Origin of the sequence: Mycobacterium sp. NPDC051804 (assembly GCF_044452905.1) — a bacterium.
GTDB lineage: Bacteria > Actinomycetota > Actinomycetes > Mycobacteriales > Mycobacteriaceae > Mycobacterium.
In genome coordinates, this window is the sequence record NZ_JBITCD010000003.1 from 620412 (window position 1) to 643990 (window position 23579).

The 23579-nt window shown below is 65.2% G+C and carries 24 protein-coding genes; 9 read left to right on the forward strand and 15 right to left on the reverse strand.

Annotated features, from left to right (window positions below; all coding sequences use genetic code 11):
- Positions 1-17: 17 nt before the first annotated feature.
- Both ilvA and ACIA48_RS14105 read right to left on the reverse strand, forming a co-directional pair.
- Positions 18-1298, reverse strand: coding sequence for a threonine ammonia-lyase IlvA (gene ilvA / locus ACIA48_RS14100; RefSeq protein WP_396732047.1), 1281 nt, complete (start codon positions 1296-1298; stop codon positions 18-20).
- Positions 1299-1344: 46 nt separating this feature from the next.
- A complete protein-coding gene (locus tag ACIA48_RS14105; RefSeq protein ID WP_396732050.1) occupies positions 1345-1782 on the reverse strand; it encodes a nitroreductase family deazaflavin-dependent oxidoreductase in 438 nt (145 codons plus the stop codon).
- Between the two features lie 90 nt (positions 1783-1872).
- Here ACIA48_RS14105 and ACIA48_RS14110 point away from each other — a divergent pair, with 90 nt between their 5' ends.
- Positions 1873-2067, forward strand: a complete 195-nt coding sequence (locus tag ACIA48_RS14110; RefSeq protein WP_396732053.1) for a hypothetical protein — start codon at positions 1873-1875, stop codon at positions 2065-2067.
- Positions 2068-2116: 49 nt separating this feature from the next.
- Here ACIA48_RS14110 and ACIA48_RS14115 read toward each other — a convergent pair whose 3' ends face one another.
- Both ACIA48_RS14115 and ACIA48_RS14120 read right to left on the reverse strand, forming a co-directional pair.
- Positions 2117-2353: a hypothetical protein gene (locus ACIA48_RS14115; RefSeq protein WP_396732056.1), complete on the reverse strand. Its 237-nt coding sequence runs from the start codon at positions 2351-2353 to the stop codon at positions 2117-2119.
- Between the two features lie 146 nt (positions 2354-2499).
- Positions 2500-2901, reverse strand: a complete 402-nt coding sequence (locus tag ACIA48_RS14120; protein ID WP_396732059.1) for an SRPBCC family protein — start codon at positions 2899-2901, stop codon at positions 2500-2502.
- A gap of 71 nt (positions 2902-2972) precedes the next feature.
- Here ACIA48_RS14120 and ACIA48_RS14125 point away from each other — a divergent pair, with 71 nt between their 5' ends.
- Entirely contained in the window at positions 2973-3671 is a 699-nt protein-coding gene (locus tag ACIA48_RS14125) for a hypothetical protein (RefSeq protein ID WP_396732846.1), read from the forward strand.
- 4 nt (positions 3672-3675) lie between these two features.
- Here the strand turns inward: ACIA48_RS14125 and ACIA48_RS14130 are convergent, their stop codons facing one another.
- The 3 genes from ACIA48_RS14130 to ACIA48_RS14140 all read right to left on the reverse strand — a co-directional run bounded on the left by ACIA48_RS14130 (position 3676) and on the right by ACIA48_RS14140 (position 8641).
- Positions 3676-4476: an oxaloacetate decarboxylase gene (locus ACIA48_RS14130; protein WP_396732061.1), complete on the reverse strand. Its 801-nt coding sequence runs from the start codon at positions 4474-4476 to the stop codon at positions 3676-3678.
- Positions 4476-8009: a DNA polymerase III subunit alpha gene (gene dnaE, locus ACIA48_RS14135; RefSeq protein WP_396732064.1), complete on the reverse strand. Its 3534-nt coding sequence runs from the start codon at positions 8007-8009 to the stop codon at positions 4476-4478. The genes ACIA48_RS14130 and dnaE overlap by 1 nt, the downstream gene beginning before the upstream one ends.
- 68 nt (positions 8010-8077) lie before the next feature.
- Positions 8078-8641, reverse strand: coding sequence for a carboxymuconolactone decarboxylase family protein (locus tag ACIA48_RS14140; RefSeq protein WP_396732067.1), 564 nt, complete (start codon positions 8639-8641; stop codon positions 8078-8080).
- Positions 8642-8679: 38 nt separating this feature from the next.
- On the opposite strand from ACIA48_RS14140, the gene ACIA48_RS14145 reads away from it, so the two are divergent.
- Positions 8680-9018 carry a winged helix-turn-helix transcriptional regulator gene (locus ACIA48_RS14145; protein ID WP_396732069.1) on the forward strand — a complete coding sequence of 113 codons (339 nt, stop codon included), beginning with the start codon at positions 8680-8682 and terminating at the stop codon, positions 9016-9018.
- Positions 9019-9127: 109 nt separating this feature from the next.
- Here the strand turns inward: ACIA48_RS14145 and rarD are convergent, their stop codons facing one another.
- The 3 genes from rarD to lspA are packed head-to-tail and all read right to left on the reverse strand — an operon-like array spanning position 9128 to position 11531.
- On the reverse strand, positions 9128-10063 hold the full coding sequence (gene rarD / locus ACIA48_RS14150; protein ID WP_396732071.1) for an EamA family transporter RarD: 936 nt from the start codon (positions 10061-10063) through the stop codon (positions 9128-9130).
- Positions 10064-10065: 2 nt separating this feature from the next.
- A complete protein-coding gene (locus ACIA48_RS14155; protein WP_396732074.1) occupies positions 10066-10989 on the reverse strand; it encodes an RluA family pseudouridine synthase in 924 nt (307 codons plus the stop codon).
- Complete coding sequence (gene lspA / locus ACIA48_RS14160; RefSeq protein WP_396732849.1) at positions 10986-11531, reverse strand: signal peptidase II; 546 nt, start codon at positions 11529-11531, stop codon at positions 10986-10988. The genes ACIA48_RS14155 and lspA overlap by 4 nt, the downstream gene beginning before the upstream one ends.
- Before the next feature lie 72 nt (positions 11532-11603).
- On the opposite strand from lspA, the gene ACIA48_RS14165 reads away from it, so the two are divergent.
- Entirely contained in the window at positions 11604-12527 is a 924-nt protein-coding gene (locus ACIA48_RS14165; RefSeq protein WP_396732077.1) for an asparaginase, read from the forward strand.
- Positions 12528-12533: 6 nt separating this feature from the next.
- Here the strand turns inward: ACIA48_RS14165 and ACIA48_RS14170 are convergent, their stop codons facing one another.
- On the reverse strand, positions 12534-13868 hold the full coding sequence (locus tag ACIA48_RS14170) for a DNA polymerase IV (RefSeq protein ID WP_396732852.1): 1335 nt from the start codon (positions 13866-13868) through the stop codon (positions 12534-12536).
- Positions 13869-13931: 63 nt separating this feature from the next.
- Here ACIA48_RS14170 and ACIA48_RS14175 point away from each other — a divergent pair, with 63 nt between their 5' ends.
- Genes ACIA48_RS14175 through ACIA48_RS14185 form a run of 3 tightly spaced genes read left to right on the forward strand, consistent with a single transcriptional unit; the run spans position 13932 to position 15927 of the window.
- Positions 13932-14681, forward strand: a complete 750-nt coding sequence (locus ACIA48_RS14175; RefSeq protein ID WP_396732080.1) for a ferritin-like domain-containing protein — start codon at positions 13932-13934, stop codon at positions 14679-14681.
- Complete coding sequence (locus tag ACIA48_RS14180) at positions 14678-15715, forward strand: TIGR03617 family F420-dependent LLM class oxidoreductase (protein ID WP_396732084.1); 1038 nt, start codon at positions 14678-14680, stop codon at positions 15713-15715. The genes ACIA48_RS14175 and ACIA48_RS14180 overlap by 4 nt, the downstream gene beginning before the upstream one ends.
- A gap of 5 nt (positions 15716-15720) precedes the next feature.
- Complete coding sequence (locus ACIA48_RS14185) at positions 15721-15927, forward strand: RNA-binding S4 domain-containing protein (RefSeq protein ID WP_396732087.1); 207 nt, start codon at positions 15721-15723, stop codon at positions 15925-15927.
- Here ACIA48_RS14185 and ileS read toward each other — a convergent pair.
- Positions 15920-19033, reverse strand: a complete 3114-nt coding sequence (ileS, locus tag ACIA48_RS14190; RefSeq protein WP_396732089.1) for an isoleucine--tRNA ligase — start codon at positions 19031-19033, stop codon at positions 15920-15922. The two genes, ACIA48_RS14185 and ileS, sit on opposite strands and share 8 nt — an antisense overlap.
- A gap of 278 nt (positions 19034-19311) precedes the next feature.
- Complete coding sequence (locus tag ACIA48_RS14195; protein ID WP_396732092.1) at positions 19312-19887, reverse strand: hypothetical protein; 576 nt, start codon at positions 19885-19887, stop codon at positions 19312-19314.
- Positions 19888-20101: 214 nt separating this feature from the next.
- Here ACIA48_RS14195 and ACIA48_RS14200 point away from each other — a divergent pair, with 214 nt between their 5' ends.
- Positions 20102-20473: an XRE family transcriptional regulator gene (locus tag ACIA48_RS14200; RefSeq protein WP_396732095.1), complete on the forward strand. Its 372-nt coding sequence runs from the start codon at positions 20102-20104 to the stop codon at positions 20471-20473.
- Positions 20474-20516: 43 nt separating this feature from the next.
- Positions 20517-21254 (forward strand): hypothetical protein, encoded by a 738-nt coding sequence (locus tag ACIA48_RS14205; protein ID WP_396732098.1) that lies wholly within the window; start codon positions 20517-20519, stop codon positions 21252-21254.
- Positions 21255-21267: 13 nt separating this feature from the next.
- Here the strand turns inward: ACIA48_RS14205 and ACIA48_RS14210 are convergent, their stop codons facing one another.
- Complete coding sequence (locus tag ACIA48_RS14210) at positions 21268-22539, reverse strand: serine hydrolase domain-containing protein (protein WP_396732101.1); 1272 nt, start codon at positions 22537-22539, stop codon at positions 21268-21270.
- A 59-nt stretch (positions 22540-22598) separates the two neighbouring features.
- On the reverse strand, positions 22599-23579 hold the full coding sequence (gene meaB, locus ACIA48_RS14215; protein ID WP_396732104.1) for a methylmalonyl Co-A mutase-associated GTPase MeaB: 981 nt from the start codon (positions 23577-23579) through the stop codon (positions 22599-22601).

The following is a 23579-nucleotide window of genomic DNA, read 5'->3' on the forward strand; positions in this document are numbered from 1 at the left end:
GCCTACATCGCGCCTTCCTAGAGCAGGTAGCGATAGGCCGGCGAGCCGGGCTCGAGCGTTTCAACGTGAATGTCGGACGCCTTCATCCGTTCGAGGAGGCCGTCGAAGTCGGTGGCCGAACCGAGTTCGACTCCAACCAATGCTTCACCGGTCTCGCGGTTGTTGCGCTTGACGTACTCGAACAAGGTGATGTCGTCGTTGACGCCGAGGACCGTATCCAGGAACCGCCGCAACGCACCCGGCTCCTGCGGAAAGTCCACCAGGAAATAATGCTTGAGTCCGAGGTGCACCAGCGAGCGCTCGAGCACCTCGCCGTAACGGGAAACGTCGTTGTTTCCGCCCGAGATCACACACACCACAGTCGATCCGGGCTCTAGACGCGCTTCGAACAGGGCAGCCACCGACAGCGCGCCCGCAGGCTCGGCGATGATGCCTTCGTTTTGGTAGAGGTCGAGCATCGCCGTGCACACCGCGCCCTCGTCGGCGGTGGTGATCGACACCATGTCCCCCGCCGCGGCCAGGGCCGCGTACGTCAGCGTGCCTGCGCGGTTCACCGCCGCACCGTCCACGAACTGGTCGACGTCCTCGAGGGTCACCGGCCCTCCCGCGACCAGCGCGGCGATCATCGCTGCGGCACCGGCGGGCTCGACACCGAGCACGGAGGTATTCGTGGTGCGTTCGGCCAGATAGGTGGTGATGCCCGCGATGCAGCCACCGCCACCTACCGGAACGATGACCAGATCCGGTTCGTCGTCGAGCTGGTCGAGAATCTCGGCGGCTATTGTGCCCTGCCCCGCGATCGTGCGCAGGTCGTCGTACGGCGGCACCAATGTGGCGCCGGTGCGCGCGATGTCGTCCAGCGCGGCGGCCGCGGCCTCGTCGTACGTGTTGCCCGTCACGATCAGCTCGATGAACTCGCGTCCGTGATACCGGATGCGGTCGCGCTTCTGCTTCGGTGTCTTGGCCGGTACATAAACCCGGCCGTGGATGCCCATCGAGCGGCATGCCATCGCAAACCCCTGTGCGTGGTTACCTGCCGACGAGCACACCACGCCAGCGGCGATCTCCTCGGGCGACAGCTGCATCAACAGGTTGTGGGCACCACGCAGCTTGTAGGAACGCACGGCCTGCTGGTCTTCGCGCTTGAGATAAACGTTCGCGCCGGTGGCCTCCGACAGCCGCTCGCTGTACTCCAGCGGACTGCGCAGGACCACGTCGGAAATCCGCTGAGCAGCCTCATCGATGTCGGCCGCGGACAGCGACGACGTTCTCGGGCTCTGGCTCAGTTCAGCGGACACCGATCAATGGTGCCATCAACCTAGGTCTTCTCTGAAATGGAATCCGTTAGCCCACCGGGGTCAAGACGAACACCGGAATCTGTCGCTCGGTCTTGGTTTGGTACTCCGCGTAGTCGGGCCACGCCTCGACCGCACGCTCCCACCAGAGGGCCTTCTCTTCGTCGAAGACCTCTCGAGCCTCATAGTCCCTGGTCACGGCGCCGTCCTGCAGTTCGACGCGCGGGTGTGCCGTGACGTTGAAATACCAGACCGGATGCTTGGGCGCACCGCCCAGCGACGCGACAATCGCGTACTGACCATCGTGTTCCACCCGCATGAGGGGGGTTTTGCGGATCTTGCCGGTTTTCGCGCCGACGGTCGTCAGCAAAATGAGCGGCTTGTCCTTCATCTCGATGCCCTCGGTACTGCCCGACTCCATGATCTTGTCGGCGTGGTCGCGGACCCAATCCCACGGACTGGCTTCATATTCTCCAGAAAGCGGCATGTCAGACAGCTTAGGCGGCCTAGAAAAGGTGAGTCGCCTCATCCGGTGTTTCGGTTGCCCGAAAACTCACTTACGAGCTATCGTCAAACCATGACCGTGCGCGACCAAGTGAGCATCGCCGGAGTTCCCTGGCCGGTATACAAGCTGCTCGCTCTCGCTGTGGCAGCAATCGTGCTCGTCATCGTCGCCGTCGCGACGGCAAGTGCCGCGCCGGCCGTGCTCGCCGCCGCAGCCACCGGCACCATCGTGTGGCTGGGCCTCGGCGCCTTCCAATCGTCTGAGTGAGCTGATACGAGTCAGGCCCGGCGCCGGGAGGGCCTGACTCGTCGGTGGATCAGCGGTGGTAACCGGGAACCTTGGCCTCGACGCGGGCCACGCCGTGCAGGTGGTGCTGCGGTGCCGGGTTGGCCTTGACGACTGGCGAGTACGAGTAACCGGGGCCGTGCGGTGCGGTGGAGGTGGCCGCGTTGGCCATCCCCGCCATCCCTACGGCGGCTGCTCCGATGATGCCGACGGACATGATCGGCAGTGCGATGAAGCGGGCGATCCGGGTGTTGAAGTTGTTGGTCATTGTCGTGCTCCTGCTTTAGTGCTTGGCGCCGGTTTGCCGGCGTGACTAAAGAATGCCGCGCCCACGCGCTTCGGTCTGTCCGCTGATCGGCCGCCAACCAGGAGGAATTCGGGTGTCCCCCGATCGGGGGAACTGGAACGAGCCGGCTAGGACTCGACGAGACCCTTCAACGTGGCCAGGTCCGCTGCGACCGCGGCGACGTCGGCGGCGAATTCTTCGTCGGTCATGCCCGGGCGTCGCCGAACGGAGAAGACCGCCTCGCACGCGGGCTCACCCACCCCGACGGGCACGACCCGCAGCGGGTTGTACACCTGCTCCCCCGAGGGCATCCGAACCACGTGATCCAGCACGCCGAACGCGTTCGGAGGCGCGAACTCCACGGCAACGGTGCCCATCGGCGAATCGGCAACCCAACCGTCGGCACTCTGTCGCAGCCCACCCTCGGCCAGTCCGGCCGCCCACCGCGGCCAGGTCTGTGGATCCGCAGCGAATTCATAGACCGCTTCGGGTGCAACATCGATCCAAATACTCACGTGTCGCGATTCCATACCTCCATCGTGGCGCACACACTTAGTGGGTGGACACCACATCCGAACCGCCGAAGCCGGTCGAGGAGTTCATGCGTCGCGCCGAAACCCTGGCATCGGACGCCGAACACCGGGTTCCGTCCTGGTTGCGTCCCGGCGACCCGGAAAGCCGGTTGCCGGTGCTGACCGCGCTGGTCGTGGCGATCGGTCTGCAGCTCGCGATTCCGAAGAGCTATGCGGTGGTTCCGCGCTGGCCACTGATCGCCATGGAGATTCTGCTCCTCGTGGTGCTGGTGGGCCTCAACCCGCTGCGGCTGAAGCGGCGGACGGTGTTCGGCACGTGGGCGAGCTACCTGCTGTTGGGGGCGATCACGGTCGACAATGTGCTGTCAGCACTCGTCCTGGACATCCGCATTCTGTCCGGCGAAGTGAGCAACAACGCCGCGTTCCTGCTCGGCAGCGGTGCCGCGATCTACGTCACGACCGTCATCGTTTTCGGAATCTGGTATTGGGAATTGGACCGCGGTGGCCCGTTCGCCAGGCGCCAGGGCAGCCGGCCCTACCCGGACTTCATGTTTCCGCAAATGACGGAACGCGAACTGGCACCGCCGAACTGGCGTCCCGAGTTCTTTGACTACCTGTACGTCAGCATCACCAACGTGGTGGCGTTCTCGCCGACCGACACCATGCCGCTGACGCGGCGGGCAAAGGGGATGATGACGGTCCAGGCGGTGATCTCGATAACCACGCTGGCCCTCGTAATCTCAAGGGCGGTGAACGTTTTGGGCTGACTGTTCAGCGGCTATCGAACATCGCGTTGAGGTCGTCGAAGCTTGCAGCGCCTGCCAGTCCCGCGAATGAGCCCTCGTCGGCGATTTCCCTTGCGGCCGAGAGGAATGCGCCCCACGCAACCCGCGTCAATGCGGATCCGACGCTGACCCGCCGCACCCCGAGATCCGCCAGATCGTTGACCGTCAGTCCAGTGTCCGACGACATCAGTACGTTCACCGGCGCGGGCCGCAGCGCATCGACGAGTGCGGCGATGTCCTCGCGCGTCCGCACTCCCGGTGCGTACAACACGTCGGCCCCCGCCTCGGAGAACGCCTGCAGCCGCGTGATCGCCTCCCGCAGTGGATCGGGGTGGTCGTAGAGAAAGCACTCGGCACGTCCGGTCAGCAGCACGTCGGCGCCGTCGATCGCGGTATACGCAACCCGGATCCGCTCGACGGCCTCCGACAGCGAATACAGCGGATCCTCCGCGCCGCCTCTGGTGTCCTCGATTGACAAGCCGGCGACACCGGTTGCCACACAACGCCGTACGTTGGCCGCCAGCCCATCGAGGTCACGGGCGTACCCAGCTTGAAAGTCGGCGTTCACCGGCAAGTCGACGGCGTCGACGATCTCGGCGATGTTGTGTAGTGCGCCGTCCACACCGAGCGCGGTCGGCGTGTCGGACAACCCCTGAGCGAAACACGCACCGGCACTGGTTGTGGCAAGTGCAGGAAATCCCATGGCCGCCAGCGCGATCGCCGTGCCGCGGTCCCATGGATTCGGAATGACGAAGCAGCCGCGCTCGTGCAATTCACGAAACGACATCAGCCCAGGCAACCGGGGCCCAGCAGCGCCTTCAAATCACCCATCAACGCTGAGGACGCCGTCACCCTCAGGGATGCGTCGAGTTCGAGTGTGGTGATGCGCTCACCGCTGATCAGCCGCAGATGCACCTGCGCGGTACCGGGATGACGCGCCAGCACCTGCTTCAGCGCTGTCACCTTGTCGACCGTGCACTGGCGGGTCGGCAGCGTGACGGCCACCGGGCGATTGGCCTGGGCGCTCGAAAAGTCAGGTACCACAAGATCGTTGGCGATCAGCGAGATCCGGTCGTCGCGGATCGCGACCTTCGCCCCCACCAGGACCACGGCGTCGTCCGCGATCTCGGCGCCGAACGTCGAGTACGTCTGCGGGAAGAACAACACCTCGATACCGCCGGTGAGGTCTTCCACTTGCGCAGACGCCCAAGGCAACCCGTTCTTGTTGACCCGGCGGTTCACCGACGCCAGGATGCCGCCGATCCGGACTTGCGTGTCGTTGGCCACGTCGCCGTCGAGAATGGCCGGGATGGCCGTGTCGACCTGTGCCGACAGCAGATGGGCGATGCCGTTGAGCGGGTGCCCGGACACATAGAGGCCGAGCATCTCGCGCTCCAGCGCCAGCTTGTGCTTGTCCTCCCACTCTTCCTCGGGCACCTTGATCGTGAACACCGCGTCGGTGGCGGTATCCGCACCGCCGAACAGGTCGAACTGCCCCATTGCTTCGGCCTTTTTTGTGCCGAGCACCGAGTCGACCGCATCGGTGTGGATGAGAAACAGACCTTTGCGCGGATGTCCCAGCGAGTCGAACGCACCGGCCTTGATCAGCGATTCAGTGACCTTCTTGTTGCAGGCGGCGATGTCGATCTTGTTGAGGTAGTCCGAGAAGTCGATGTACTTACCCTTGTCGGTGCGCGAACCGATCAGCGAGGAAACGACGTTCGCGCCGACGTTGCGCACGGCGCCCAGCCCGTACCGGATGTCCTCACCCACCGAGGCGAAGTTGAGGCTCGACTCGTTGACGTCGGGCGGCAGCACGGTGATGCCGAGCCGGCGGCAGTCGGCGAGATAAACGGCCGCCTTGTCCTTGTCGTCGCCAACCGATGTGAGCAGCCCGGCCATGTACTCGGCCGGGAAGTTGGCTTTCAGGTACGCGGTCCAGTACGACACCAGGCCGTAGCCGGCGGCGTGCGATTTGTTGAACGCGTAGTCGGCGAACGGCAGCACCGTGTCCCACAGCGCCTTGATGGCCTTGGCCGAGAAACCGTTGGACTTCATGCCGTCGGAGAAGCCCTCGAATTCCTTCTCGAGAACCTCGCGCTTCTTCTTGCCCATGGCTTTCCGCAGAATGTCTGCTCGAGCCAGCGAGTAACTGGCCACCTTCTGCGCGATGCGCATGATCTGCTCTTGGTAGACGATCAGGCCGTACGTCTCGGCGAGGATCTCGCGCAGCGGCTCTTCCAGTTCCGGATGGATGGGCTTGATGGCCTGACGGTTGTTCTTGCGGTCGGCGTAGTCGTTGTGGGCGTTCATGCCCATGGGTCCGGGCCGGTACAGCGCGATGACGGCGACGACGTCCTCGAATCCGGTCGGCTGCATGCGGCGCAGCAGATCGCGCATCGGGCCACCGTCGAGCTGGAACACACCTAGCGTGTCGCCTCTGCCCAGCAGTGCGTAGGCGGCCGGGTCGTCCAGCGGCACACTGTCCAAGTCGAGGTCGATGCCACGGTTGGCGCGGATGTTCTCCAGGCAGTCGCCGATGATCGTCAGGTTGCGCAGGCCCAGGAAGTCCATCTTCAGCAGGCCGATGCTCTCGCACGACGGGTAGTCCCAGCCGGTGATGATGGCGCCGTCCTGCGGCCGCTTCCACAACGGGATCGCGTCGACCAGCGGCTCACTGCTCATGATGACCGCGCAGGCGTGCACGCCGGCGTTCCGGACCAGGCCCTCCAGGCCGCGCGCCGTCTCGTAGATGGTGCGCACATCGGGATCGGTGTCGATCAGCCCGCGAACCTCGGCGGCTTCCTTGTACCGCTCATGGTTCGGGTCGGTGATGCCCGACAGCGGGATGTCCTTGGCCATGATCGGCGGCGGCAGCGCCTTGGTGATTCGGTCAGCGATCGCGAACCCGGGCTGGCCGTAGTTGACTCGTGCCGAATCCTTAAGCGCCGCCTTGGTTTTGATGGTGCCGAACGTGATGACCTGCGCCACCCGGTCGCTGCCCCACCTGTTGGCGGCGTAGCGCAGCATCTCGCCGCGACGACGATCGTCGAAGTCGATATCGATATCGGGCATCGACGCACGTTCGGGGTTGAGGAACCGCTCGAACAGCAGACCGTACTTGATGGGGTCGATGTTGGTGATGCCGAGCGCGTACGCCACCAGCGATCCCGCCGCCGAGCCACGCCCGGGCCCCACCCGGATGTCCACCGAGCGCGCGTAGTTGATCAGGTCGGCGACGATGAGGAAGTAGGACGGGTAGCCCTTGTCGCAGATGACCTTGATCTCGTAGGCGGCGCGGTCAACGTACTCGACCGGCACCGTCGCGCCAGGGAAGCGCCCCTGCAGACCGGCGTCGACCTCATGCTTCAACCACGACGCCTCGTCGTGGCCCTCGGGCACCGGGAAGATCGGCATCCGGTCTTTGGGCGTCCAGACGTCTGCGTAGCTCTGCACCCGCTCGGCGATCAGCAGCGTGGAATCGCACGCCCCCTCGACCTCGCCATCCCAGAGCGCGCGCATCTCGGACGCCGATTTCAGGAAATAGCCGTCGCCGTCGAACTTGAACCGGTTGGGGTCCGACAAGGTCTTACCGGTCTGCACACAGAGCAGCGCCTCGTGGTTGCGGGCGTTGTCGCGCGTGACGTAGTGGCAGTCGTTGGTGGCCAGCGGCGGAATTCCCAGCTTCTTGCCGACCTCGATCAGCCCTTCGCGGACCCGGCGTTCGATATCGAGGCCGTGATCCATCAGCTCGAGGAAGTAGTTGTCGGGCCCGAAGATCTCCCGCCACTTGGCGGCCGACTCCAGTGCCTCGCGCTCGTGACCGAGGCGCAGGCGGGTCTGCACTTCACCCGACGGGCAGCCGGTGGTCGCGATGATGCCCTCGGCGTTCTCGGCAATGATCTCTGCGTCCATGCGCGACCACTTGCCGAGTTGACCCTCGAACGAGGCCAGCGACGACAGCTTGAACAGGTTGCGCAGTCCGGTCGCATTCTCGGCGACCATCGTCATGTGCGTGTAGGCGCCGCTGCCCGACACATCGTCGGACTTTTGCGACGGGTCGCCCCACAGGACGCGCTTGGTGTCGAACCGTGAACCCGGCGCAATGTAGGCCTCGACGCCGATGATCGGCTTGATATCGACGTCGGTCGCGGCGTTGTAGAACTCGCTGGCGCCGAACATGTTTCCGTGGTCCGTCATACCGATCGCGGGCATTTCGAGGCGTTGCGCCTCCGCCAGCATCGGCTTGACCTTCGCGGCACCGTCCAGCATCGAATATTCGGTGTGGTTGTGCAGGTGCACGAAGGACTGGGAGTTCATAGGGACGCCAGTCTATGGCCGAGCACCGACAGATCTCGGCGTGTCGTGGTGCGTGTCTTTGCCGCCTGTTAATCGACCGGGAACCGCCGTGCGCCCGCCTCCAATGGGAGCCTCAATCCGTTGACCAGATAGCTCACGGTTCGGTACGTCCCCGCCAGCATTATCAGCTCGAGAATCGCCTCATCGCTGTGGTTCGCGGTCAGCGCCGACCACAGCGCGTCGTCGATCGCGCACGTCTGCTGAAGCGCGTCGCACAGCCGGATCACGACACGGTCGGCGTCGTCCCAACAGGTGTCATCAGGCCCACCGATGACCAGCGATGCGACCTGCTGCTCGGTGAGTCCAGCCTTCTCTGCGTATACGGACACGTGCACGCCCCACTCGTACTCGGCTCCGCACAGTGCCGTGACGCGATCGATGACGATCTCGCGGTGGCGGATCGTGAGGTGGCCGCGATCCAGCAGACCCGAATTGAAGAACTTGAAGAACAGGCGCCGATCACGAGCCATCGTGGTGAAGAGAACCAGTGGCGGCGCTCCGCGCATGATGGCGTCGACGGCATCCTGCATATCGCCCTGCAGCGGTAGCGGTGCCGGATCGATCCGCGCGCTATGACTTTTATAGCTGGTCATGATTGCGACCCTAAGGTCGGTGCTACAAAATGTAAAGCGTGACCGCTCCCAAGATCGGCGACCCCGTCCGCGGGTCGGTATCGGGCAGACCCGTCATGGTCGTGCTCGACATGCTGGGCAGACGCGGGACATTGCGCGCCCTATGGGAATTGCGCAGCGGCCCGTTGACGTTCCGCGCACTTCAAGCGGCATGCGAGAGCAATCCCGGCTCGTTGAACACGAGGCTGAAGGAACTTCGCGCCCTCGGGATCGTCGAACACGGCCCGGGCGGCTACCGACTCAGCCGCCACGGGACGTCGCTTATCGAGGCTCTGCGACCGCTACAGGCGTGGGCCGATGGGTGGGCGGCCGACTCCACCGCAGCCGATCAAGCCTGAGGATCCGCTTGACCTCACCTTTCGGCGGCAGCTGCCATCCGAGCTGGGCGACGACACCAGCCGCGACAAGGGCCGCGATCATCGCGGTGAACCAGAAGCCGTCCATGCCTCAAACGTAGGGCGCGGGGGGCGCCGAGGAATCAGGTGTTTCCCTACTTTCTAGATCATTCTCGGGTCGCGGAGGCGTGCGTGACCGCCACAGCGCGTCGACACTGAACACCAACAAAGCGAGCCAGATGAGCGCGAATCCGAGCCACCGCGCGGGTGGCATCGGTTCGTGCGCAACCAGCACGCCCCACGTCAGCTGCATCGCCGGAGTCACATAGAACAGCAGGCCCATCGTCACCAGCGGCACGCGCTGCGCGGCCGCGGCGAACAGCAACAGCGGCAACGCCGTCACGACGCCGGAAAGAATGAGCAGCGCTACATGACCGGGACCGAAATCGGTGAAGGTTCCCGGCCCGCCGCGCTCCAGCACCACGATGTAGGCCAAAGCCAAGGGAGCCGCTACCGCGGCTTCTACGCCGACGCTGACCCGCGGGTCGGTCGGCACCACCTTCTTCACCGCCCCGTAGAGCCCGAAGGACAGCGCCAGCCCAAGCCCGATGAAAGGCGGCGCGCCGACCTCGACCGTCAGCACCACGACGGCGACCACCGCGATGGCCAATGCGCTGAGCTGAGCACGATTGAGCCGCTCTCGAAAGATCAGCAGCCCGAGAACGACCGTGACCAACGGGTTGATGAAGTAGCCGAGCGCGGCGTCGACGACGTGGCCGTTGTTGACGGCGTAGATGTAGACCCCCCAGTTGATGGAGATCAGCGCGGACGCACACACCAACAGCAACCAGACCCGCGGTGTGATCGCGCGGATGTCGCGCAGCAGGCGTGCCACCGCGATGACGAAGACCATCAGCACGCACGTCCACACGATCCGGTGGGACAGCACTTCCAGTGCGCTTGCGGGCATCAGCAGGGGAAAAAATGCGGGAAACACGCCCCACATCGCGTAGGCGCCGATGCCGTAGAGAAGCCCGCTCGTTCTCACAATCAGTGCTGCCGCAGCACGTCGAGCGCGTGCTGCAGATCAGCTGGGTACGGGCTGGTGATCTCGACGCGACGCCCGTCGGCGGGATGCGCGAAGGCCAGGGTGCGGGCGTGCAGCCATTGGCGTTCCAGCCCGAGCTTGCTGGCCAGCGTCGGGTCGGCACCGTAGGTGAGGTCACCGGCGCACGGATGGTGCAACGCCGCGAAATGCACCCGGATCTGGTGGGTGCGGCCGGTTTCCAGCTCGACATCGAGAAGGCTCGCGGCCTGATGCGCCTCGAGCGTGTCGTAGTGGGTGATGCTGTGCCTGCCGCCTTCGGTGACCGCGAACTTCCAGTCGTGTCCGCGGTGGCGCCCGATGGGCGCGTCGATGGTTCCGCTGGACGGATCGGGATGGCCCTGCACCAGTGCGTGATAACGCTTTTCGACGGTGCGCTGTTTGAACGCGCGCTTGAGCACCGTATACGCACGTTCAGAGATCGCCACCACCATCACGCCCGAGGTGCCGACATCGAGCCGATGCACAATCCCTTGGCGCTCATGAATTCCCGAGGTGCTGATGCGGAAACCCGCCGCAGCCAGCCCGCCGAGCACCGTCGGCCCGCTCCAGCCGACAGTGGCGTGTGCCGCGACGCCGGGCGGTTTGTCCACCGCGACGATGTCCGCGTCAGAGTAGAGAATGCCCATGCCCTCGATCTCGACGGGCGTATTCTCAACTGGCGCAGGCGCTTCCGGCAACCGGACTTCCAGCCAGGCGCCGGCGACCAGCTTGTCGGACTTGCCCGCGCGCGCCCCGTCGACGTCGACGCCACCGTCTTCGGCCAAAGCCGCGGCGGCCGTCCGCGATAGCCCGAGCAGTCGCGCCAGACCCGCATCGACGCGCATGCCTGCCAGCCCTTCCGGCACCGGCATCGAGCGTGTGGTCACTCTGACGAATCGCCCGTGCGGCGCCCGACGGTGTCGAAGTCGAATCCGAACAGCGAAAGCGCGACGAGCAGAATCGCGCCGCCGACCACCGACGGATCGGCGACGTTGAACACCGGCCACCATCCGACGGAGAAGAAATCGACCACATGGCCCCGCAGCGGGCCCGGCGACCGGAAGAACCGATCGACCAGGTTGCCCATCGCACCGCCGAGGATCATTCCGAGGCCGAGCGCCCACCACGGTGAGACCAGGCGGCGACCCATCCAGATGATGCCGATGACGACCGCGGTCGCGATCAGCGTCAGAACCCATGTGTATCCGGTGGCCATCGAGAACGCGGCACCCGAATTGCGGACCAGGGTCCACGTGACGGTGTCGCCGATGATCGAGACAGGCTGGCCGGGGGTGAGCAGCCGAACGGCTAGCACCTTGGTGACGATGTCGGCGATCAGCACGATCCCCGCGACCGTGAGCAGCAATCGCAGTCGGCGCCTCGGCGCGGGCTGCTCCTCCTGCGGCGGCGACTCGGTGCCGGTGACCAGCTCGTCCGACGGCGGGGATTCATCATTCACTCCCCCATCATTCCAAAGCCCCTATGAGCGAGAATTCCACCCATGGCTGGCCTCCTCGTCCTGACCACCGGCGGCACCATCTCGACGAGCGCCGACGACCGCGGCGTCAAGCGCCCGACCCGTACCGGCGCGGACCTGACCTCTGGGCTCGACGTGGATGTCGTCGACCTGATGGCGGTGGACAGCTCGATGCTCACATTCGCGGACTGGGACCGGATCAGCGCGGGACTGCGCTCGGCGTCGGACGCCGACGGTGTCGTGATCACACATGGCACCGACACGATGGAGGAAACCGCGCTGTGGCTGGAGTTGACGTATGAGGGGCGCGTTCCCGTCGTGCTCACCGGGGCGCAGCGCAGCGCCGACGCCCCAGACGCCGACGGTCCGACCAATCTGCGCGACGCGCTGACGGTGGCCGCGAGCCCGCACGCGCAGGGATTGGGTGTTCTGGTGAGTTTCGCGGGCACGGTATGGGAACCGCTGGGCCTGCAGAAGGTCGCGACGGCCGATCTGCAGGGCTTCGCGGGGTCGGCGGTCGGGTCGGTGTCGGATGCGACGTTCACGGTGCAAGCGGTCAAGGATCGTCCGTTCCTCACGGACTCCTCGGCGACGGACGCGCCACGGGTGGACACCGTCGCGGTGTATCCGGGCGGTGACTCCGTGGCGATGGACGCGTGCGTCGCCGCGGGTGCGCGCGGGCTTGTGTTGGCGGCGCTGGGTTCGGGCAATGCGGGCGCCGCCGTCATCGACGGCGTACGGCGGCATTGCCGCGACGGGGTTGCGGTCGCGGTGTCGACGCGGGTGCCCGGTGGACGGGTCAGTCCCGGGTACGGCCCGGGCTGCGACCTCGCGGACGCCGGTGCGGTCATGGTGCCGCGGCTGCGCCCGCCGCAGGCCCGCGTCCTGCTGATGGCCGCGCTGGCGGCCGGTTCGCCCGTCGAGGACGTGTTCGCGCGCTGGGGCTGATATCGCCTAGGTCGAACTCTGATAGCGACTCAGCTCGTCGAGGTAGTCCGCCCAGTCCAGGCTGTCGACGGGATTGGCCCTGGCGATGTCCGGATCGTCGGCGCGCAGCGTGTGCACGGGCCCCGGTCCGCTGCCACGGGTCTCGAAACGCACCGTCATCACTCCGTGGCCGGCGCCCTGGATCCACCCGTGTCCGTGGGTGGTGTGCGCCACGTCGTCGCCGATTCGCCAGGCGGGTGCCGTGTCGGTGACCTCGGTCAGCGTCGGCGGCAGTTGGGTGCCCGACACTTCCTCCGCGACCAATTCCAGATCCGGGAACAGCGACTCCTGCTGAACCTCCGACAGACCCGAAAAGCCAACGCCGACAAGGCGGATGGGCCCTACTTCGATCGGATCCAGCAGCAACCGCCGAGCGGTCGCGATCAGAGTGGGGGCATCGGTGGTGGCGTACGGCAGTGTGGCCGACCTGGTCAAAATGCTCATGTCGGACTTCTTCAGCTTGACCGTGATGGTGCGCGCTCCGCGGCCGTCCTTCTCCAGCCGGGTGTGGGCGTGCTCGCCGATTCGAGCCACGGCTTCGCGTAGCTGATCGAGAGTGGTGAGGTCCTCGGGAAACGTCGATTCGGCGCTGATCTGCTTAGCAGGCGAGTTCTCGGCGACGGGACGATCGTCGATGCCGCGGGCCAACCGGTGCAGTGCGGCACCCACGGCGCCGCCGAGTATGTCGGCGGCTTCGGCGTCGCTCAGCGCGGCGAACGACCCGATGGTGTCGATACCGAGCCGATGCAGTTTCTCCTCAGCGACGGGTCCAATACCCCACAGCCGGCGCACCGGTAGCGCGTCGAGCAGGGAGCGCTCCTCACTGCGCGACACCACCCGGATGCCGTCGGGTTTCGCGAGGTCTGAGGCGATTTTGGCGACCTGCTTGCCCGAGCCGGCGCCGACGGACGCGACTAGCCCCGTTTGGTCGAGCACCTTGGATTTCAGGGTCCGACAGAACTTTTCGACGTCCTCGGTCGACGCGCCTGCGAGCTCGGCGGGTTCACCGAACGCCTCGTCGAAGGACAGCTGCTCCAACACCGGCACGAAGCTGCGCACGGTGTCGAAAACGCGGCGGCTCGCGACGCCGTAGACGACGCCGCGCGGCGGCAGGACCACCGCAGAGGCGCCCACCATTCGCCGTGCCATGTGCATGGGCATCGCGGAGCGGGCGCCGAAAACCCGGGACTCGTAGCTCGCGCCGGCGACCACGCCGCGGCCGCCCAGTCCGCCGACCAGCACCGGCCTGCCCCGAAGGGTCGGGCGGGTCAGCTGCTCGACCGACGCGAAGAACGCGTCCATGTCGAGGTGCAGTACCCATCGACCTTCCACATCCGCCGATGGTATTTCGCTAGCCTGACGTCCATGGCACAACCTGTCGGTCAACGCAGTGGCTTCGGCCGGTGGGTCGACCACTTCGAGGCCAATGAGCACGTGCACCGGCAGGTGGACGCCGCAATCGACTTCGGCGCCGACTGCGCCGTGCCCGAGGCCGCGCGGCGGCCGCTGATCGCCTCGGTGCGCAGGTTTCAGCTGGGCGAAAGCGGCGACGGCCGGCAACTGATTCGCAACGCCGAGCGCGCGGGAGACCCCGAATATGTTCGTGCAATAAGTCTTTTCGTTGCCGAAGAGCAACAACATGCAGCGCTGCTGCTGCGCCTGCTCGGGTATCTGGGTGGCACTCCGATGAGCAGACACTGGTCTGACGCGATCTTCGTGCGATTGCGTCGCCTCCTCGGCCTACGCACCGAGTTGATGGTGCTGACCGTCGCCGAGGTTGTCGCGCTGTCCTACTACGGCGCCCTGGCGGCCGCGGCTCCCGATCCGGTGACCCGCGCGGTCGCCGCGCGCATCGTCGACGATGAGAACGCCCACGTGCGGTTTCAGCGGGACCGCCTCCATGCTGGCTTCGCGGATTCGCCGACAGCAGTGCGGCTCCTCGGACTGGGTCTGTGGTGGGTCGTCGCGATCGGCGCGACCATGGTGGTCGCGGTCGATCACCGAGGGGTGCTCGACGCGATCTGCTATCCGCGCACCCGGTTCGTCCGCGACGTGCTCGCTGATTTCGCGGGGCTGTCAGCAGCCGTCATGTTCGGCCGAAAGGCGTTGCCGTGAAAGTGATCACATCTCTTCCGGCGAACACTGAGCTCTTCGATGTGGCCGACGAGGCGCAGCGCGTCGAAGAGATGGGCTTCGACGCCGTGCACATCTCCGAGACCGTGCGCGATCCGTTCTCCGTCTGCACCCTCGCGCTGGAGCACACGACGACGCTGACCGTACGGACCAGCATGGTCGTCGCGTTCGCCCGCAGTCCGATGGTGACCGCGTACGCCGCGTGGGAATTGGCCCGCTACTCAGGTGGCCGCTTCGAGCTCGGCATCGCCACACAGGTCAGGGGCAACATCGTCGGGCGATTTTCGATGCCGTGGACCGACCCTGCCGCGCAGCTGCGCGACTACGTCGCATCGCTGCGCGCGATATTCGCCGCGTTCTCCGGCGGTCAGACCCTCGACCACCACGGCAGCCACTACGCGTTCACCCGGCTGCAGCCGTACTTCAATCCGGGACCCATCGACGTGGCTCCCCCGCCGATCTGGACCGGCGGCGTAAACCGCAGGATGTGCCGGCTCGCGGGAGCCGTCGCCGACGGCTTCGTCGCGCACCCCACGAGTTCGCACCCGGCGGTGCTGCGCGAGTACGTTCTTCCGGCGCTTACCGACGGTGCGGCGAAGGAGGGGCGCACCGATGGCGGCCCGGCTCTGATCGTCGTGCCGCGGGTCATCTCCGGACGTGACGCTGCGGCCGTCGCCGCCGCACGCGATGAGCTGCGGACCGAGCTCGCCTTCCTGTACTCCACCCCCGCGTACCAACGCACACTCGAGCTGTTCGGGATGAACGACATCGCCGCCCGCCTCAGCGAGTATGCCCGTCGCAAGGAATGGTCCGCGCTCGCCGATGTGCTCACCGATGACGTTGTGAGCCAACTCGTTCCGCAGGGGACCTACGCTGAACTGCCGGATGTACTCGCGTCCTGGTACGACGGCGTGTGCGACGGGATCTCACTCGACGTGCCGTCGGATCCGGCCGACGATGATCAGTTCACCGCGATGCTCGGTCGTATCAAGGCGATTCCGGCCCGGGTCACGTGAGCGGCATGAACGATGTGCCGATTCGCGACGAGACGATCCGCTTGGGCCAGTTTTTGAAACTGGCGGGGCTGATCGACAGTGGAGCAGACGCCAAGGCAGTCATCGCCGACGGGCTGGTCATCGTCAACGACACGGCCGAGCGCCGCAGGGGCCGACAGCTCCGCTCCGGCGACACCGTCGAATTCGACGGCCGCCGTGCGCGGGTCAGTTGACCTTCGCGATCTCCACCCGCACGCCGTCACCGATCTCGCTGCCGTCGGCGAGTTCACCGAATTCGAAGCTGGTGGCCAGGATTTCACGCGCGATCAGCTCGCTGTGGGTGGAAGCCCAGTCCTGGTGCGCGGCAGGTACCGACATCACGACAGAGATCCGATCCGAGACGTCAAGCCCGGTCGACTTGCGCAGCTCCTGCAGCTCGCGGATGCGGTCCTTGGCCCAGCCCTCGGCTTCCAGCTCTTCGGTGACGGTGCCGTCGAGCACCACCAGTCCGGCGCCGTCCGGTAGCGCGGCGGTGTACTCAGGGTCGGCCGCGACCAGCCGCGAGCTGTACTCCTCGGGGAGGAGGACCGCGGGCCCCGCCTCCAGTGTGCCGTCGGCGTTCGTGACCGCCTCGCCGCCCTTGACGGCCTTGATGGCGGCCTGAACGTCCTTGCCGAGGCGCGGTCCCGCCACCTTGGCATTGACGGTCAGCTCGAAGCGGCCGTAGGTGGCGATGTCGTCGGTCAACTCGACCGTTTTGACGTTGAGCTCGTCGGCGATCAGATCGCGGAACGCCCCGAGCTGCTGCGGATCATCGACTGCCACTGTGAGTTTCGGCAGCGGCAACCGCACGCGCAACTTCTTGGCCTTGCGCAACGACGAGCCGGCTGACGCGACGACACGAACGAGGTCCATGTCGGCCACCAACTGCGGATCCTTCGGCAGCAGATCCGCGTCCGGCCAGTCCGTCAGATGGACCGAACGCTCCCCCGTCACGCCGCGCCAGATCACTTCAGTCACGAGCGGCAGCAGCGGCGCCGCGAGCCGGCACGCCACCTCCAACACGGTGTGCAACGTGTCGATCGCGTCGGGATCCTCTTCCCAGAACCGCGAACGTGACCGTCGCACATACCAGTTCGTCAGTGCATCGGTGAACTGCCGCAACTGGTCGCAGGCACCGGAGATATCGCAGACGTCGAGTGAATCGGTCAGGTCGTCGCGCAGTACCGCGAGCTTGGCCAGAATGTAGCGGTCCAGCACGTTCTTCGAGTCGGTCCGCCACGTCCCCTTCTTGGGCGCGTAGAGCGTTAGGAAGGTGAAGGCGTTCCACAGCGGCAGCAGCACCTGCCGGACGCCTTCGCGGATGCCCTGCTCGGTGACGATGAGGTTGCCGCCCCGCAGGATCGGCGAAGCCATCAGGAACCAGCGCATGGCATCGGAGCCGTCGCGGTCGAACACCTCGGTGACGTCGGGATAGTTGCGCAACGACTTGCTCATTTTCTGGCCGTCGTTGCCCAGCACGATGCCGTGCGCGACACAGGTTTTGAAGGCGGGACGGTCGAACAGCGCGGTCGCCAATACGTGCATGGTGTAGAACCACCCACGGGTCTGCCCGATGTACTCGACGATGAAATCGGCGGGGTTGTGATCGTCGAACCACTCCGCGTTCTCGAATGGATAATGCACCTGCGCATACGGCATCGACCCGGAGTCGAACCACACGTCGAAGACGTCCTCGATGCGCCGCATCGTCGACTTGCCGGTCGGGTCATCAGGGTTGGGCCGGGTCAATTCGTCGATGTAGGGGCGATGGAGATCGTCCGGCCGGACACCGAAGTCGCGTTCGAGTTCGTCGAGGCTGCCGTAGACGTCGACACGCGGGTACGCCGGATCGTCGGACTTCCACACCGGAATCGGGCTGCCCCAGTAGCGGTTTCGCGAGATCGACCAGTCGCGGGCCCCCTGCAACCACTTGCCGAACTGGCCGTCTTTGACGTGGTCGGGATACCAGGTGATCTCTTGGTTGAGCTCGACCATGCGATCGCGGAAGTCGGTCACCTTGATGAACCACGACGACACCGCGCGGTAGATCAACGGATTCCGGCATCGCCAGCAGTGCGGGTAGGAGTGGTCGTAGGTTTCGTGGCGCAGCAGCACCGCACCGTTGACTGCCGCCGACCGTGCCTGGTTCTTCAGATCGCGGATGATCTGCGGGTTCGCGTCGAACACGTGCTGGCCGGCATATTCGGGCACCGTGGCGTCGAACCGCCCTTTGGTGTCGACGGGTGTGACGGCGACGATGTCGGCCGTCTGAGCCGTCGCCATATCGTCCTCGCCGTACGCCGGCGACATGTGAACGATGCCGGTGCCGTCCTCAGTGCTAACGAAGTCGCCGGGCAGCACCTGAAATGCGTTCGCGGAGTCCATGAAATACGGGAACGGCGGTAGGTACCGCATACCGAGCAGATCGCGTCCGGTGTAGGTGGCCAGGACTTCGGGGTCTTCGCCGAGTTCGCGGGCGTAGGCCGCGAGCCGCCCCTGTGCGAGGACGTAGCGGCGGCCGTCCGGCGCCTGCATGCACACGTAGGTGATGTCGGGGCCCACCGCGACCGCCTGGTTCGACGGCAGCGTCCACGGCGTCGTCGTCCAGACGAGCAGGAAGACACCATCCAGGTCGCCGCCCGACACCTTGAAGCCGACGGTGAGCGCCGGATCCTGGCGCATCTGATAGACGTCGTCGTCCATCCGCAGTTCGTGGTTGGACAGCGGCGTCTCGTCGTTCCAGCAGTACGGCAGCACCCGGTTGCCCTCATAGGCCAGGCCCTTGTCCCACAGCTGCTTGAACGCCCAGATCACCGACTCCATGAAACCGAGATCCAGCGTCTTGTAGTCGTTGTCGAAGTCGACCCACCGCGCCTGCCGGGCGACGTAGGCCCGCCACTCGTCGGTGTACTTGAGCACCGACGCGCGGCACGCTTCGTTGAACTTCTCGATGCCCATCTCCTCGATCTGCGCCTTGTCGGCGATGCCGAGCTGACGCTGAACCTCGAGTTCTGCGGGCAGGCCGTGGGTGTCCCAGCCGAATCGGCGTTCGACCTTGAAGCCGCGCATGGTGCGGTAGCGCGGCACGATGTCTTTGACGTAGCCGGTCAGCAGGTGCCCGTAGTGCGGCAGACCGTTGGCGAACGGCGGACCGTCATAGAACACGTACTCCGGCGAACCGTCCCGGCGCGCGACACTGGCGCGGAATGTGTCGTCGAAGTCCCAGTAGTCCAGGACGTCGGATTCCAGCGCAGGGAAGTTGGGCGCTCCGGCGGCCGGCTTCGAATAGGCGGTCACGTGTCTCCTGTGCCTGATTGTCGCCTCCGGCGACGGAAGCCTACAAAGTTCAAGGCACGGGGACGACATTCGCGCGGTGCGCGAGCGCCGCGGTACCACCCCGCTTGCGCACATGATGTACGCCGCTCACTTCAGGCGATGACGGACCTACCCGTTCGGTTCTACTGAGCTGGAATCAGCCGTTCTTCCGAAGGCTCCCCGGTGATGGCCGGATCGACGCCCTTCTTGCCAAGTCTAATGACTAGCGCAAATCACGCGAACCAGCGCGAAGGCGGCTTTCAGACCGCGGGCAGCGCGTCCGTGGTCATCTCGTAGAGCGCGCGCGGGAACTGCTCGGCGAGCTCTTCGACGGTGTACGGCTCAAAATGGCTCGTGTCGTACCACCAGTCGATGTGGACCAGCCCCTGTGTGCGGTAAACCCGCATCTCGAGTGCATGCCCCAGCCCGGGGGGTGTCTCCTGAACCGGCACCGGTATGGAGCTGTCCGGCACCTCGCCCAGATAGTTGAGGTACACCTCTGACATCGCGTCGGCGGTGCGCTCGGTGGCTGAAGCCAGTGCGTTGTGCACGCCACGCAGCACATCGGTGGCGTCGGCCTGTGCGGCCGTCACGCACATGATCGGGACCGCGTCGAGCAGACTGCCTCGTTCGCTGGCAACGTCGATGGGCACGATGCCCTCACCGAGCGTTGTTGCGATAGTCCGGGAGAGCGCTGCCAGAAGCAGTTCGTCGCTCGGCGCACCCAGCCATTCAGAGGCTCCGTCGAGTTCGGCGGTGAGCTCTTCGTTGTCGGGAGTCGACAGTCGCACCATGCCCGCAGGACGAGATGCGTCCGGGATGTCGTAATCGACCACGTGGATCGTTGCTAATGCAAATTCAGTTACGGATTTAAAAGCCTCATTAGCCGTCATAGGCAACTGGGAAGCAACCATGAACCCACGATAGCTCAGGTGTCCCAAATTTGGGATAGGCCTCCCGAAACTGTGACGCCAGTGTCAATAAAGGCAAAGGTTTCCGGTTTGCGGTTCGCACTGCCCATTTCATGAGGATTGCTTTATTGTATGAAGCGTGCCACGTACCGACGAGAACGGCAGACAGCTAAAAGCGCTGCTTGACTACTTACTTGACGGCGACGTTGACGCCAAGGACATTTACGACGCGCTCGGTACATCGAGCAGCACGTATTACCGGCGTATCAAGGAAGCCGACTATCCGGACGCCGAAGAATTGCGCCGGGTATCGGACAGATTCGGTGTCAGCTACCCCGACTTGCAGATCAGGTTTGGCCTGATGAGCGAACAGGAGGTCTGGAGCTACATCGAGTCCACGCCGTTCAGGGGAACCGCTCTGCGCGAGGACACCGCCCTCCACACCAGCCATCGAACCCGCGCGCCGAGGCTTTCCGAGCTGAAACCGCGCAGTGACGCGCCACCGCTGTAGCTTTATACTTTGCTGAGTACACCGCAGCTCGAAAGCGACACTCATGGCTTTGACAACTCTTATTGCGATCACGCTTTGCTGTATCGCGTGGAGTTTGTGGATTCGCCGAGTCACGTGGTCGTCCCGCTGGGAGTTCGCCGCAACTCTGAACATCGCTTTGCAAGGCGGAGCGGTGGCGCTCATGTCGCCGTGGGCCTCCGAGACGTTGGGTGTTTTCCTCCACTCCCTAACAGGTAAGTGGAACCTCGAGGACTACATCGGCCACGATCTGTACATCGTCGCGGCGTCCGCAGTGGTGTACAACGCGCTGGGCCGCTTGCAGCAGGATCACGAATTGCAGCGGTCGTTCAAGCAGTACGTCGAATATCCCGCGACGCTGTGTATCCCGCTTCTGCTGGTGGCATTCACGCTCGGCAATGGCGCCAAGATCTACAAGGCCGACTTCTTCCAGGTGCCCACCGACTTCTGGCTGAACATGTACTGGCTGTTGTTGTGCGGCACCCTGATCTACCTACTGGGCTACGGGTGCAGAGCGCTGCTCGTCTTGCGTAAGGACCCGCGCTCTCGCACCGTCGCCAACATCTATCTCGTGTCGTCGGCCGCGGGCATTGCCGCCTGCATTGTCCGGCTGGCCATCTCGTTCATCCCCCAGCTGCAGACGATCAACGCCGGCACCGCGCTGACGTGGATATTCGCCTGTATGTGCGGCGCTGGCTTCGCCATCACCTCGGCCGAATCCTGGCGCAAGAAGACCAAGTGGTTTTCGACGGCCGACCGCTGAGGTCGAGTTCGACCTAACCCGCGACAGGGCGAATGACCTTTTTGTACGGCGCGCCCAGCGCCGGCATCGTGTCATAACCACGCTTGCGGGCGCGAGCGGCGTCGCGGCGGATCAACGTTTGCAGGCCGGCGAACGTCGCCTGATCGAGCACCATCCGTGTCAGCAGCCGGTTGTGTACGAACCCGAACGACATCCCGGATTCCGGATCAGCCCAACCGACGGAGCCGGCCAGACCCGCGTGCCCGAATCCGGGCATCACGCCGGGGATCGGCACGGAGTGGTAACCGAGGTGGAAGGACAACGGCACAAAGATGTTGCGGTCGGGCGCGAAGCTCGGCTCGCCGGCGAGACCGTCGGTGCGCTCGCGTGACAGCAGTTGTGTGCCGTCGACACGGCCGCCGTTGGCGATCGCGCCGTACATCTTCGCCAGTGCGCGCGCCGTCGTGACACCGTTCGCAGCGGGGATCTCGGCGTCCAGGAACGGGGTGTCCCCCTGAACGACGGCCTTCATGCCGGGGAAATACATCGATCCGAACACGCCGGAGACACCCATGGCGGCCACCCGGGGCGCGACGAAATTGAAAATCGGGTTGGCCAATGTGCCCTGGGGGGCGAGGATCTGCGCGGCACGCGTCGGCGCCGTGGCCGGTGGCCGGCCCAGGTGCAATCCGTCGGTGTTGAGCGGTTCGGCCAGTTCCTCACGGATCAGGTCCCGCATGCCCTTGCCGGTGACGGCGCGGCCCAGCCCGGACATCAGCCAGCCATAGGTGAGCGCGTGGTAGGCCTGATGGCCGTACAGCAGCTTGTTCACCGGCGCGGCGGCGATCCGCTGCTCCATCGTGAGATGGTCGAGCAATTCGGACTTGCTGACCCCGTTGAGCTGAGACAGTCCCGCGCGGTGGCGCATGACTTCGCGCACCGTGATGTCGGCCTTGCCGTTGGCCCCGAAATCGGGCCAGTACTCGCTGACGGGCGTGTCGTAGTCGATCAGACCGCGGTCAGCAAGACGGTGGATCACCGTCGACGCCAGCCCCTTGGTGACCGAGAAGACCATCGTGCCGGTGTCGGCTGTCCAATACTCGGTGCCGCGGCGGTCCGAGTATCCGGTCCAGACGTCGACGACAGGCTCACCGTGGAGATAGACACAGAGCGCACCGCCGCCGAACCGGCGTCCGGGGAACAACTTTGAGAAGGCCCGCAGAGTGCAGGCAAAGTTTGAATCCGCTGCGCCTTGAATCCCATGCGGGAGCGCTGCGCTGCGCTCCGCGGATTTGACACCCGTCACAATGCATACAATTTACCTGCAGCCCCGGCAAATAAACCTGGTGTTACCGAAAAGTTAGGTTAGCGCACGTCAGCGGCGTTCAAGATCTGTTGTGCAGCAAGCGCAGGCGTCAGCTCGCCGTCGCGCACCTGACGCTCCACCTCGGCCCGGATTTCCTTAACCGCGGGATGTGACAGCACACGATCGAGCACCGTGTCGCGGACCATCGACCAGGTCCAGTCGACCTGCTGGGTGCGCCTGCGAGCCTCGAACTCGCCGGCCGCGGTCAGCACCTCGCGGTGCTTGAGCACGGTATCCCATAACTCGACGAGGCCGTCGCCGGTCAGCGCACTCATAGTGAGAACCGGTGGGCGCCAGAGTGTTTCGCGTGGATATATCAGCCGGATCGCACCGGTCAGTTCGCGAGCGGCGGCCTTGGCTTCCACGGCGTGCTCACCGTCGGCCTTGTTGACCACCACGATGTCGGCGAGCTCCAGAACACCCTTCTTGATGCCCTGCAGCTGATCCCCGGTGCGGGCCAAGGTCAGAAACACGAAGGTATCGACCATGTTGGCGACAGTCACTTCGGACTGCCCGACGCCGACCGTCTCCACCAGAATCACATCGAACCCGGCCGCCTCCAACAGCACGATCGTTTCGCGGGTCGCCCTGGCGACGCCGCCGAGGGTGCCTGACGTCGGCGACGGGCGGATGTACGCGTCGGGGTGCACCGCCAGCTTCGCCATCCGCGTTTTGTCACCGAGGATTGAGCCACCGGTCCGGGTCGAAGACGGATCGACCGCCAGCACGGCTACGCGGTGACCCAGCTCGATCAGGTGCATGCCGAGCGCCTCGATGGTGGTCGACTTGCCGACGCCCGGTACGCCGGTAATCCCGACATGCATGGCGTTACCGGCGTCCGGTATCAATTCGAGCAGGAGCTGTTGCGCCTGCTCGCGGTGGTCGGTGCGGGTGGACTCGACGAGCGTGATTGCTTTGGGCAGCGCCGCTCGGTCGCCGTTGCGAATGGCGTTCGCGAGTTCAGAGACCGGTTGGTTCAT